Origin of the sequence: Marinobacter maroccanus, from assembly GCF_002933275.1 — a bacterium.
GTDB lineage: Bacteria > Pseudomonadota > Gammaproteobacteria > Pseudomonadales > Oleiphilaceae > Marinobacter > Marinobacter maroccanus.
Genome location: NZ_PSSX01000005.1, coordinates 12,425 through 24,909, shown reverse-complemented (window position 1 = coordinate 24,909; position 12,485 = coordinate 12,425). Strand labels below are relative to the sequence as shown.

14 protein-coding genes are annotated in these 12,485 nt (G+C 58.1%); all 14 read right to left on the bottom strand.

All coding sequences use genetic code 11. The features are described from left to right. Positions 1-7: 7 nt before the first annotated feature. A complete protein-coding gene (locus tag KEHDKFFH_RS07600; RefSeq protein WP_192875759.1) occupies positions 8-1,012 on the bottom strand; it encodes an AgmX/PglI C-terminal domain-containing protein in 1,005 nt (334 codons plus the stop codon). 5 nt (positions 1,013-1,017) lie between these two features. Continuing rightward, positions 1,018-1,518: an ExbD/TolR family protein gene (locus KEHDKFFH_RS07595; RefSeq protein WP_104321366.1), complete on the bottom strand. Its 501-nt coding sequence runs from the start codon at positions 1,516-1,518 to the stop codon at positions 1,018-1,020. Next, the gene (locus KEHDKFFH_RS07590; RefSeq protein ID WP_104321365.1) at positions 1,515-2,027 is read right to left on the bottom strand and encodes an ExbD/TolR family protein; all 513 of its coding nucleotides are present in this window, start codon (positions 2,025-2,027) and stop codon (positions 1,515-1,517) included. The genes KEHDKFFH_RS07595 and KEHDKFFH_RS07590 overlap by 4 nt, the downstream gene beginning before the upstream one ends. Positions 2,028-2,052: 25 nt before the next feature. Then, a complete protein-coding gene (locus KEHDKFFH_RS07585) occupies positions 2,053-2,760 on the bottom strand; it encodes a MotA/TolQ/ExbB proton channel family protein (protein WP_104321364.1) in 708 nt (235 codons plus the stop codon). 139 nt (positions 2,761-2,899) lie between these two features. After that, on the bottom strand, positions 2,900-3,205 hold the full coding sequence (locus KEHDKFFH_RS07580) for a hypothetical protein (protein WP_104321363.1): 306 nt from the start codon (positions 3,203-3,205) through the stop codon (positions 2,900-2,902). Positions 3,206-3,220: 15 nt separating this feature from the next. Next, entirely contained in the window at positions 3,221-3,700 is a 480-nt protein-coding gene (locus tag KEHDKFFH_RS07575) for a tetratricopeptide repeat protein (protein ID WP_241956457.1), read from the bottom strand. Positions 3,701-3,776: 76 nt separating this feature from the next. Beyond that, on the bottom strand, positions 3,777-6,662 hold the full coding sequence (locus KEHDKFFH_RS07570) for a tetratricopeptide repeat protein (RefSeq protein WP_104321361.1): 2,886 nt from the start codon (positions 6,660-6,662) through the stop codon (positions 3,777-3,779). Next, complete coding sequence (locus tag KEHDKFFH_RS07565; RefSeq protein ID WP_241956456.1) at positions 6,655-8,589, bottom strand: coiled-coil domain-containing protein; 1,935 nt, start codon at positions 8,587-8,589, stop codon at positions 6,655-6,657. The genes KEHDKFFH_RS07570 and KEHDKFFH_RS07565 overlap by 8 nt, the downstream gene beginning before the upstream one ends. Before the next feature lie 20 nt (positions 8,590-8,609). Next, a complete protein-coding gene (locus tag KEHDKFFH_RS07560) occupies positions 8,610-9,161 on the bottom strand; it encodes an AraC family transcriptional regulator (RefSeq protein WP_104321359.1) in 552 nt (183 codons plus the stop codon). Between the two features lie 19 nt (positions 9,162-9,180). Continuing rightward, the gene (locus tag KEHDKFFH_RS07555) at positions 9,181-10,344 is read right to left on the bottom strand and encodes a DUF3570 domain-containing protein (RefSeq protein ID WP_479684616.1); all 1,164 of its coding nucleotides are present in this window, start codon (positions 10,342-10,344) and stop codon (positions 9,181-9,183) included. Continuing rightward, entirely contained in the window at positions 10,331-10,567 is a 237-nt protein-coding gene (locus KEHDKFFH_RS07550) for a DUF4266 domain-containing protein (protein ID WP_104321357.1), read from the bottom strand. Before KEHDKFFH_RS07550 ends, KEHDKFFH_RS07555 begins: the two co-directional genes overlap by 14 nt. Positions 10,568-10,585: 18 nt before the next feature. Then, the gene (locus tag KEHDKFFH_RS07545) at positions 10,586-11,083 is read right to left on the bottom strand and encodes a TlpA family protein disulfide reductase (protein ID WP_104321356.1); all 498 of its coding nucleotides are present in this window, start codon (positions 11,081-11,083) and stop codon (positions 10,586-10,588) included. A gap of 17 nt (positions 11,084-11,100) precedes the next feature. Then, positions 11,101-11,745, bottom strand: a complete 645-nt coding sequence (locus KEHDKFFH_RS07540) for an outer membrane beta-barrel domain-containing protein (protein WP_104321355.1) — start codon at positions 11,743-11,745, stop codon at positions 11,101-11,103. Further along, positions 11,715-12,467 (bottom strand): SH3 domain-containing protein, encoded by a 753-nt coding sequence (locus KEHDKFFH_RS07535; protein WP_104321354.1) that lies wholly within the window; start codon positions 12,465-12,467, stop codon positions 11,715-11,717. Before KEHDKFFH_RS07535 ends, KEHDKFFH_RS07540 begins: the two co-directional genes overlap by 31 nt. Positions 12,468-12,485 lie beyond the last annotated feature (18 nt).

Sequence of the window (12,485 nt, the reverse complement as noted above, 5' to 3'; positions counted from 1 at the left end):
CAGTTGTTTAACTGGACAGCAATTCGATCGGATATCTGATTTTGGTCTGGTCGACCCCCGGCCGCGCCCCGAAATCAACTAGCCTCAAACGGTTACAGATCTTGCTCTCGAGCGCCGGCTCATTGAGGGTGGACTCCACGACTGAACAACTGGATACCGCACCGTTGGGCTCAATGACCAGCTCCGGCGTGATACTCCCCTGAAGCGAAGGCTTCCGTCGCAGCTCCCGGTTGTAGATGCTGTAAATCGCGGACTTGTTGGCGTCCATGGTACGACGCAACTCCTCCTTGCTCCGGGTTCGGGCGGCGGTTTCCTGCTGCTCCTTGCGGGCCGCCTCTTTGACTGCAGCCACCCGTTCGGCTTCCGCAACTTCCGCGCGCTGGCGCTCAGCCAGGGCGACCTGACCGGCCTCCCGATTGAGCACCTCCTCGTTCACGCCACTGCTCTTGGCACTCGCGGTAGCGCGGGAGGCCAGCGTATCACCGGTTTTGCGAGCAATAGGCTCAGCTGTATTGGCAACCGGGCCATCCAGCTTGACCGACTCCGCCAGCGAGCTGAGCTTTTTAAGTTCGTTCCCCATGGCCAGAATACCGGTATTCTTTGCCTTTTCCCGCGCCTTGGCGACTTCCTCGGGCTTGGGTTCCGGCTTTGGCTCTGGTTTTTCCGCTACTTCTGGTTCAGGTTCAGGCTCCGGTTCCGCAACCACCGGTTCGGGGACCGGCTCCGGTTCGGGTTCCGGCTTCGCCTGCTCCACCGGCTTTTCCTCAGGCTTTGGAGGCTCGGGCTCAGGTTCAGGCAGTGCCGGTTTTGGCGGCTCTTTCTTCTCAATGATCAGTTTTGCCAGCTGGGGCGGCAACGCTTCCTGTTCCTGCCTGTCCCGCTCAGGCAACTCTATCCAGCTGACATAGCCTGCGAACGCGAGGAACAGCGGCACCACCACAACGGCCGCAGCCAGCAACCGCTTCCGCTCGCCGCGCTCCTGATTCCAGGGCAATCCGTACCGGTAATCCATAATGGTCAGGCTCCCTGTTCCGTACGCTGGTTAACCGCCAGGGAAATGCTGGCGTAACCGGCGTCCACACAGGTGGACATGATTTTCTTGAGCAGCTCGTAAGGCAGTTCCCGGTCCGCAAGAATGGTAATTGGGCGGCCCGCATCCGGTGCAGGAGCCGACGAACGGCTGGCCTGATAGTCCAGTTCCTGTTTCAGAAAGGGTTCGATCTGCCCGTCAAAGGTCTGAAAAGCGTCGCGTTTAACCACCAGTCGACCGTTAATCAGGATGTCCCTGTCCGTCACGGTCAGCGCCAGCACATCGCCCGGGGGTTGCTGGGCAGTGGAATCCGGCAATTTAATGGTGCTGTTCTGGTTCAGTACCTGTACGTCGGACGAGGAGTTCACCATCAGGAAGAACACGAGGATGGTGAAGATATCCATCAACGACACCAGGTTCATCTTTCCCTGGCTCTTGTTACGCCGGTAATGGCGCTTCAAACGACGGGCTTTGGCGGATTCTTTCATGAACTCACCTCCGCGGATCCCGAAGCCAAGGCAGGGGCATCACCCAGCGAGATTTCCGGGAACAGCTCTGCCTCTACGACACTGCCAGCCACAACGGCTTCGTAGGAGCGCACCGTATCCATCACGGAAACCAGGGACTGGTAGGACGTCTGCCGGGACGGCATGATAATCACATCCTTTTTATCCGGCACCCGACTCTTGATTTCCTTCATGACATCCTTGAGCAGCGCAAAATCATACTCGCCCTCACGCTGAGGGATATTCTTGATAACCCCGCCCTGGTTATCCGCAACGACCAGCCGATCTTCATAGATCACCACCTGGATCTGCAGTTCTTCGGCCTGCTCCGCGGACAGGCTTTCACCGGTCGGGAAGTTCAGTTCCAGAACGCTGGTGTGGGCAAACACCATATTCAGCAGCAGTACCGGCACCAGCACAATCATGAGATTCATGAAGGGCGTAATGTCGAGATCGGCCTCACTTTGAAGGCGACGATGTTTCCGTCTCATGGCCTGACATCCTTCTGGCTGATTATCAGGCCGGGCTACCGGCCGGAGTCGCTACCTGTGCCGGTGCAGCGGCGTTCTGGGCCTGTGGTTGGGCGACCGGTTTGTTACCGGAACCGTCGCTGAGAATGTTCAGGACCTTGATGCCCGCCATCTCGAAGCTATCTACGATCTCATTGGTTTTGGTCTGCAGCAGCGAGTGGATCAACAGCATAGGAATGGCCGACATAAGGCCGAAGGCGGTGGTGTTCATGGCGACCGAGATACTCTGGGACAACAGGCTCGCCTTCTGGGCCGGATCCGCTGCGGCTACTGCGGTAAACGCGGCAATCAGACCGATAATGGTACCGAGCAGACCCAGCAGCGTGGCGATGTTGGCCAGCGTTGCCAGGTACTGTGTGCGCTTTTCCAGCCGGGGCATCACATCCAGCAGCCCCTCTTCCATGGCGTATTCGATCTCTTCGCGACCCTGGCGGCGGGCCAGACGCTGAAGGCCGAAGCCGATCATGGTCGACATGGCACTACCGGATTCCTGGGTGTAATTCAGGGCGCCTTTCAGATCGCGCTTGGCAATCATCTGGTGCAGGCGATTGAAGTCCCGACGGTTGGTCAGTTTCTGGGCGGAAAGGTAGACGTAACGTTCAATGGCAACAATGAGTCCGATGATCAGCACAATGGCGATCGGAAACATAAAAAAGCCACCTTCCTGGAAGAAGCGAACGGCGGTATCGATCATTTTCTGGGCACTCCATGGTCCGGTTTTCAGATCAGTCTATGCGCGGCCTGACCTTGTGCGGGTAAGTTCGCGAAAGTCTGTGTGAGGGTTTGTTTAATCTTGCGCAGCGACACACTCAGGATGCGACAGGCATCACACTCTATTCCCCGGCTGCTGCCTGGGTCTGTTTGATGAAGGCTTCGTGATACTTGATAAATCGCTGGAACTCATAGCGCTCCAGGGGCCCAAGGCCCTGATCAACCATCAGGCGTTCTTCTGGCGCACGCAACTCGTCCACTTCCGGTGGCTGCCAGGGCACCAGATACATCACCGTGGGCACTTCCTGATCGCCACGGATTCGTGTGCCTTCAATGGTTACCACCCCCGGGGCATCCTGGGCGTAAAGCATGGGCGCCGTGGGCAACAGCGCACAAACTGCAAGAGCGATCAGCGCGGGATGTTTCATATCATCTTTTCCACATCAGATTCTGTTTTTCGCATCGAAGATCCAGTCTTCCAATCTCGGGTGCGGCTCACTGGCAGCCGATTGATAACGCTCATAGAGGTCAACCGCATCCGCAGGATTACCCAGGTAGATATCAAGCAGGAAGGCCAGATTAAGGATTGCTGGTGCGTAATTCGGATCCACGGCCAGGGCAGCCCGGTAATAGCGCTCTGCTTCATCAAATTCCCCGGCGTTCCTGGCAATCACGCCCAGATGATTCAACGCCTGGACATGTTCGGGATTCACCGCCAGCGCGCTCTCAAACCATTGTTTCGCGGTATCGGTATCCCCTTCCTGGAAAGCAATGATGCCGAGGTTGGCCATGGGGCCGGCCTTGTCCGGATAGTCGCGGGCCAATTGCTCAAAACGGGTCCGGGCTTCGGCAAGGTCGCCCTGCTCCATGGCCTGGACCGCTTCGCTGAATGAGGCTTCAAGGACAGCCTGCTCGGCTTGCACATCAGACTCTTGCGGCGTCGGGGCCGTCGCGCATCCAGACAGAGCGACTATCACCGAAAGACAGAGTCCACAGGCCTTAATCGATTTCATAGACAACCCCCGAGGTCAGTTCTTCTTTCCGGTAGCGCCCCGGCAACAGGACTTTCAAGGCCTCATAGCTGCGCTTGACCCACTCATCAAAAATGCCCTCCCGGGCCCGCCGGATGTTCTGCTCGTGGATATCGATGGCGTTGTCCTCAAACGGGTAGGCCTGTTCTTCCAGCAGCAGCTCGTACTGGGCCAGTTCAAGCTCGCTCAATCCGGTGGGCCGTTCGGAATCCATCAGGTCGGCACCGAGGCGTCCATAAATATGGGCGATCTGGTAACCGGCCTCGGTAGCGAACGACGAGAGACCGTAGCTGGCGGTTTTCTTGTAGGCATTGACTGCCCTTTCGAGTGCATCGGTCTTTGCTGTCATGCTCTGGTTCAGCGGCAGAGTCAGGCGAATGCTGTCATACCGGGCAAGGGCATCGCGGGCGAGCATTGCAGAGGCTGACGCCGCAAGATAGCGCATGCGATCATCCGCCTCGTCCGGGTTTCGATCCACCGTTTCCATCTGCTTGCGCAGCCAGTAATCCCGTTTTTCGGTATCCCCCTCTTCCTGGTAGAGCTCGGACAGCCGATTGGCCGCCTCCATGTAGACATCCGCCGGCTCGGGATGGCTGTTAGCGTAACTGCGCCAGGTGTCGATCGCCTTTTCCCGGTTGCCGGCCTGATCGTACAACTCTGCTGCAATCAACAGATTTTCCCTTCGCTCTTCCGGCGTCGTCGCCAGGGCCACCATTTGCTGAAGTTCGTCGGCTGCTCGCTCCCACTGCTCCGTTTCACGGTAGGCCAACGCAAGTTTTGCCGGGACCGTATCAATCAGTTCGTGGGTCGGGAAAGCCCTCCGGAATCCGTTCAGCACACTGATAGCCTGATCCCAAAAACTGGCGGTGATAAGAAGTGAGGCAGCATCGTATTCCGCATTTGCCCGCAGAACGGATTCGGGAACGGCCGTGCCGACTCGCAGGAATTCGCTGACGGCCGCCTCCACATTGCCGGCGTCAGCTAACTGCTCTGCCTGCCGATAGACCGCTGCGGCCAGATTTTCACGAACGCCGCTTCTGCGTTCATCGTCTTCAACCATTGTCGCCAGGGCGTCACGGTAGGCCAGCTCCGCCTCCCCGTGTCGACCCAGTTCGGACAGGCTGTGGCCAGACAACAGCAAGGCTTCCGTCGTTAATTCGGCCGGAGGCGCCGGTTGCCAGGTAACAAGACGAGCCGCCATGTTGACCGACTCTTCCCAGTTGTCCTGGTCAAACTCCCGCTGCAGTGCAATGTAATACACCGCCGGTGCCCGGGAATCACCTGGGAAAGCATTTGCAAACCTAAGTCGATTCAACTGCTGTAGCTCCTGATAAGCCATCTGCTCCGATACGGGTTCGCTTTCCCAGGTCTTTGCGTACTCCCGGAAGGCCAGTACCGACGCATAGCCCGCCTCCGGTGCTCGCTCGGGGACCCGGTCGCCGGGATAGTCATAAGCTACCCGCTCAAAAGCGGCGATGGCCGCCGGCCAGTCTTCCAGTTCCAGATAGGTCTCACCCAGGAGGAAGAGACGCTCGGGTGTGCGGGGATGATCCGGGAAAGTAGCCGCAAATTCGGCATAATAACTGGCGGCCTTGCGGTAGTGATCGTCCGCCTGCTGATTATCCGGGGCCTCCCCTGCCAGCAGGTACTGACGGTCTGCCAGTTCCGGCAACAGCTGTTCCAGCTGCTGTTCGATAAAGCTGATCGCCGAAGGGCCCGCTGACTGCCAGTAATCGCTGTAGAGTCCGTAAAGGCTGACAAAGCCGGCCTTTCGTTCAGGGATGGTACGGGTGAAACCGGCCAGCTCCAGGGTATCAATGATCCGGATGTGGTAGCGCGGCGCCCAGGGGCTGGACGGATGGTCTTCTATATAGGCTTCAAAGACATCGATGGCGTCACTGTATTGTTCCCTCTCGAGCAAGAGCTCGCTGTAGCGGTCGTAGACCAGGATTTCATAGGGACGCCCACCCGTCTGGCGGAACAGCGCCTGGAGGGTCTCCGCGCCGTCAAGGTAAGACAGTGAAAGCCCCACTACCCTGAACAGATCCTCGATCAGGGTCTGGCTCCGCTGATCCACATCCGCCACCGGCTTGCCCTCAGGCATCACCAGATCGAGCACCTCTACGTAGCTGAACAGGGCCTCCTGGTATTGCGCCTGCTTGAACAGGCTCCAGCCTTTCATGTAATGCGCGTTCACCAGAAACGAGGCGTCGGCCATGCGTTCCTGGCTGGCCAGGGTCACCTCGTCGAACGCCTGCTCGGCTTCCGGGTACCGGCCATCGATGAACAGCAGATCTCCCCGACGGAACTGGGCTTCAATCCAGTATTCTGAATCGGGGTAACGTTGGACCAGGGCAGTCAGGGCCTCCAGCTGTTGAGGCGTCGCACCCCGAAGCTCCCAGGCCCTGGCAAGCTGATAGTAGATCTGGTCATTGCCTTCGCGTTCTGGATATTCCGACAGCAGGCGCTGGTAGGCTTCAATAGCACCGGAGAGCTCATCGACGGCGGTATCGGCCATTTTCCGCTCCGCCCGCTGGAACTCCAGATCGGCCAGCCGATGCCGGATGGTGACCTGCTTCCGGGGATCGTCCACAAGTGGCAAAAGTGCCTTGTAGCTGTCCATCACCGACTCGATTGAAACATCGCCCGCCGGGTCGCTGCCAGCTTCTAAACTTCCACTGGCTTGCCGGGTTTCGTTCGCCGGAAGCGCTGCCAGGGTGCCCTCACGGACCCGGGGCATTTCCTCGTCGCCGGCAGGCATCATCGACTGCAACATCTGGCAGCCACTGATCATGACAAGGGCTACGGCGATGACAAGTCCCCTCACGGTCTTTCCAGGCATCCGGTTACTCATCCCCGACACCTGCACTTTGGGATGCGCGGAACAGCTGGTCCGCCAGCCTCGCCTGGGCATGACGGGAAGCCAACAGGTACCCGTTCAGCTCCTCCTGCTGGGCTACAAGCATGCTGTCTACCTGACTCAAGAGGGCTTGCCGGGCATTGACCAATGCATCGGCAACCTCTTCCCCAAGGGTCGCGAGTTCCCGTTCACTGGCAGCGATGCGTCGAGCCAGTTCAGCATGGCGGGCGTCGTCGGCCATCAGGGTTTCAACCCGCTGCCGCTGGGCCTGAAAGCGATCCATTTCGCGATTCAGCTCCCGCAACTGTTTTTGCGCCGCCCAGCGATTCACGCCATAGTCATCCGCAATCCACCAGTCGAAGTAGGCACGCATCCTCTGATAGGTCGCACGCTGGCTGGCCGTGGTCGCGTCGTCAGGCAAGCCCGCCAGAGTTTCTTCAACCTCATCGAGCTTGTCTCTCAGCGCCTTCTGTTTGGACGTCATGAAGAAACCGGCGTCTTCCTCCGTCAGTGCCTCAGAAATCTTCTCACTGAATTCCTGGTGCAACTGCTGCCACTGGTCCGCCTGCTGGTTTTCCAGCGCCCGACGGGTTTGGGCAATACGAACCTGACGCTGCTGTTCGCGGGTTTCCAGCATTATCCGGAAGGACTCGAACCGTGACTGCCGCTCGGCGATGAAGGACTGCATCCGGTAAAGTTCGTTCAATTCCGCAAGGGCCTGCTGGAAGGTTTCCGAAGCCAGCACTTCGGCCATGCCGAAATCGACCGGCTGAACCCGCAGTCGTCCGTGGGAATCTGTGAGAATCCCGTCGCTATCTCGGCTGAAATCGAGCTGGGCCATGAGAGTCTCTTCAGTGAGCCGATTCCGGATGTCATCGAGCTCCTCGATTCGGGCCTGGTAATGGCCGGCTGCCTGTTTAAACGCGGGTAAGGCTTGCTGCGTTCTGTTCATCTGCTCAAGTACATAGGCTCGGGCAAACGGAACCTGCTGCCGCCACGGCAAAAACAGATCCCGGTTCGAGAGGGTATCGAGGGCATCGAGTGCCCGCTCCGGCCTGCCCTGCCCGGCCGCGGCTACGGCGTAGTCGAACAGGGCCTGATCGGCGAACAGCCCAGTCAGGGGCATGTTCCCAAGAATCTCCAGGGCCCCATCGAACTGGTTATCCCTGAGGTACAGCCGGGCAAGTGACAGGCGGGCCCTGCCCAACAGTCCCTGGCGTTCGGCCTCTGGTTCGGCAGAGTCGGTAGACTGTTCAATGATGGCGATGAGTGCCTGCAGTTCCGCCTCGGCCGTGACAGCGTCTCCTGCAGCCAGGGCGGAAACGGCCGAATTGTACCGGAGGTAAAGGGACCAGATATCCGTGTCTTCCAGTTGCGCCTGGAGCGACGCCAGTTCCGATTCGTCTCCAGTCCTCGAAGACATCATGGCCAGTCGGGCTCGCAGATAAACCCACTCTCGGAACAGGTCATGGTTGGCCTCAGCCAGGATGTCACCATCTACACGCTCGAGATTCTCGCTGGCCAGTTCATGATCACCTTCCAGGTAGAACACCTTGCCCAGATAGAACCAGGCCTGATTCCGAACATCGGTCGAAAGTGTGCTGCCCGCTCCGTCAGCACCGAGCAGTTCCGTGAACAATATGCTGGCCTCACGGGTCATCCCCCAGGACAGCATGAGCCCGCCCTCTACCAGAGCCGGGTGATCACCATGACCATCAATACCACCTTGTTCCCGGGCAACCGCCAGCTGGGTCAGAGCCTCAAAGGCGTTGCCCTGATGGTATTCATAGAGTACCCAACCGTACCTGAGGTCCTGCGCACGCTCCGGTTGGGGCTCATCGGCCTGGGCCGGCGCAATCATCGTCAGCCATAGCAAAGCACCGGTGAACAGTACCGGGTGCGCTCGAAACGGCTTGCTCACTGTCAATCCCACGACGCGGCTTACTCCCACTCCACGATGGACACGGAGGGCTGATAATCGGAAGAGCGATCCTCAACACGGATCTCCAGAGCAGCTGTGCCAGTACCCTTTTCAAATTCCAGGGACGCGGCCTGCTTGTAGGGCCGCTGATCCGGACCGATGCCTTCAACGAACGCGGTCATCTGGTGAACTCCGGTTTTCAGGTTGCCCACATACAGCCGCTGCATGCCGCCCCGTTCGAGTGCTTTTACCTGACGCTCCGTGTAGAGGTAAGAGGCAACGATCTCATCGTCGACCTTCAGCTTCACCGCATCCAGCTTCAGGAACTTTCCGGCATCCACGCTGAGAAACACCGCAACCTGGGTATTGGCCGGGAACAGCAGATCCTCTTCGAGGATAAACAGGTCCCGGTTCAGGCGGATCACCTTCTTCTTGAGAGCCTCCACCTGCTCGGCGACGGCTGTATCATCCTTCTCAGCCCCGGTGTTGGTCTGGGCGAATGCGGGGGCCGTCAGGGCGAGGGTCAATGCCGCCAAAAGCGCCGGGATTCGATGGTTCAAGCAAGTGGCCATGGTCGTTCTTCCTGCATGCTCAGTATTCAAGAATCAACGACGCCCGGGTTACGTAGGCATCGAAGGAATAAAGGGGTTCTTCGCCGGGGAGAAAATCTCCGGCTGCGGTGACATCCCGGAAGTTGTCATAATCAAAATTCAGCCAGTCCACCAGGAGACTGAACTGCAGGCGATCGATGCCCGGAAGAGACGTCTGCTTCCATTCGTACACCGCGCCTACCGCCAGGGTTGTTCCTGAAAGCGAGCTGAGTTCCTTGTCCCGGGCAAGGTGTGTCTGGGAGTTCTCGAACGGGAAAAGGTCGCTGTAAAAGTCCGCCTCGTTCTGGCTGTAGTAGCGAACGGAACCCTCAAGGGTCCAACGCTGGGTCAATCCGTGAACGTATCCCAGCTCGACCGTGTGGGCGTTGATGCCCCAGGTATCGGAAAAATAACGGTATTCACCGCGAATTGAGGCGCGATACGGCAGATAGTAAAGCGCTCGCATGGCCACGGAGGTGCTGGTTCGTGTTTCCGGATAACGCTCCGGTTGATACAGGAACGCTGTGGAATCGTTCGGGTCGATGTAGCGGTTTTGTCGGTAAGGGTTCTGCAGGAAGCCCTCATCCGTGACTACCTCAAGGTCCAGGCCCACCAGACTGTTGCGGGTGACAACCTGGCTCAGACCCAGCTGATAGTTGCGACGATCGGCTTCCTCGCTGAAGGAATCGTTACCAACCCGGCCAACCTCATCCCAGCCACTGGCATAACCCATGGTGACCGTGGACATACCCCCGAAGAACTCCTGACTGACAGAAAAATAAACGGTATTGGCTTCGTAATCGTTTTCGGTACTGTTGGTAAAGCCAAGGCTCAGAATGGATTTGTCGTGCAGGTAATCAACGCCAAAGGTGTACTCGTTCCGCTCTTCCTCATAGGGGCTCGCCGTTGCAAGGACATCCACCGAAGCGGCCGAAACAGAGTCGACGTAGTACTGCCCCGAAAACGAAACCGACGAGCCAATACCCTTGCGCACCAGAACTGATGGGCCGTCAATGACCATACCACCACCATCGTAGCGGTGGTAGAGAACATCCACGTTATCCACTGGCAAGGTCGCCGCAATCGCCTGATGCCCGAACGGCACCAGCGCCAGCAACAAAAGCAACCCGGACCGCACCAACTGTCTTCTGTCAGTTGCAGCCACAACCACCTCCCGAACCGCCTTCCGCTCCCCGTGCAGACTCCCGGGCCTGATAGACGTGGTGCATATAGGAATCCGCTTTGCCATGACGACTGAGACTCATGACCGGATCCGCCAGATTATCCCGTTCGTAAGGTTTCACCCACGGCTTAACTGAACTGCATCCAGAAACCGCAAACGAGGCGGCCAGCAGCGCGGAGACAGTGAAGATCGACAAACTACGCATAAACGTCCCGTCCGAAAATTACTCGCGCACCAATTCGCGAATCTGCTGTTCGTACTCGTCTTCGTAGCCCGGCTGGTATCCGTAGTGGAGATAACGGGCATTGCCATTGCGATCAATCATTACGGTGGTTGGCATGGCCTGCACTTCATACAGTTCACTCACCGAGCTCTCCGGATCGTAGAGGATCGGGTAATTCACGGGCACCTTGTCCAGGAAGCGATGCGCCTCCTCCCGATTTTCATCCACATTGACCGCCAGAATCGTGAAACCGAGATCCTTGTATTGGCTGTACAGCTCATCCATCAGGGGCATTTCCTGGCGGCAGGGCCCGCACCAGGAGGCCCAGAAGTTCAGCATCACCACTTCACCACGATGATCCTCCAGCCTCAGGTTCTCCCCGGAACGGCTTTCCAGGGTGAAATCCGGAGCCGGAACATTGATTGCTTCTGCGCCTGCCAGTGGGCTCAGGCAGGCCAGGATGCCCGCTACTGCCAGTGATTTTATGGATGCTTTCATAACCGTTGCTCCTGTACTCAGAAAAAGACCGACAGGCCAGTGCTTACCTCGGTGTTCATGGAGGTCTTCTCGGCCCCCAGAACATCGATTCGGTAGTAGTGCTGGCGCACCCCAAGGTGGACTGCGACGCTGTCCGTCAACAGCACCTGATAGCCCGCCCCGGCATTCAGGGTAAACCGGGTATCACCGGCAAAATCGGTGGCTCCGGCCCCTGCGATCAGGTAGAAATTGGTGTTGAACGCATAGTTCTCAGTGAGGAAGGCCTCGCCCGGCAGCACGTTGTAACCCAGGTTGATATTGTAATAGCTGTAATCCCGCTCACTGTCGGTGAGCACCTCCACGTTGCCGGCCAGCTTCTCGAAACTGGTTTCGCCGCCCTCCGCAAAGCCCACTCCCGCCTCGAAAAAGAAGGACTCACTGAGGTGGTAGGTGAGCTTGCCGCCATAAAGCAGCGACGACTCGAAGTCCTCGATATTGAGCACGCCCACAAAAGCGCCAATTTCAAAGTTCTCGGTGTCAATCAGCGCCTCGGTGACCGGCACCGGGGTAACATCCGGCTCGATCAGCGGCCGATCATCCTGGGCCTGGGTTGCTGTGGCTATGCATAGCCCTGCCCCGAGACACAGCGTTTTCAGAAAAAGATGCTTAGTCCGATTTTCCATTCTGTCGCTTCTTCGTTGGTGGACCGGGTAGTGAACACTTTGTAGTCCTTCACTTCGGCACGGATGAAATATCGATCGGTGATGTAGGCGCGGATGCCAAGCCCTGCATGGCCAATGCTGTTATCCCGTACTTCGGGCTGAGCCAGAGTGGCCTTGGGATCAACCCAGATATGCCCGACCCCCAGGGTAAAAAAGGGTGATACCCGCCAGTCAGGAAATGGCTGATGCACCAGATTCGCATTAACCATTCTAATTTCCGAGGCGCTGCCCAGAATCTGAGAAGCCCAAAGCTCGGCGGACAGGTTTCTGGTCATCCAGAAGCCGCCGTAGCCTGCCGTGACAGCGGCACCGTCAAACTCCCCCATCATCAATCCGGCTTCCACCCGCCGGCTTTCAAAAGCCTCAAAATCCGGCACCTGAAGATCCACACGATTACCCGTGGCATCCACCGTCTGCGCAATATCCGCAACCGCTATCCAACCCTCCCGGCCACGGGTATCCGTCACTTTGATCCAACTTGTCTTGCGCTGGAGAATGGTTAGCCATTCCCCTTTTTCGCTGGTATGAAAAATCGGATAGCCCGTTGCCGGTCCGGTTCGCCAGGACACATAGGGCTCCACCACCTGCACTTTCAATGCATCGTCTTCAGCCTGCCCCCACAGCCAGCCAGCCCAGCTCTGGGCCGGCAACAACAAAAGAAACATAAGAATGGCGATGGGCATGGTGCGAATTTCAGTCCT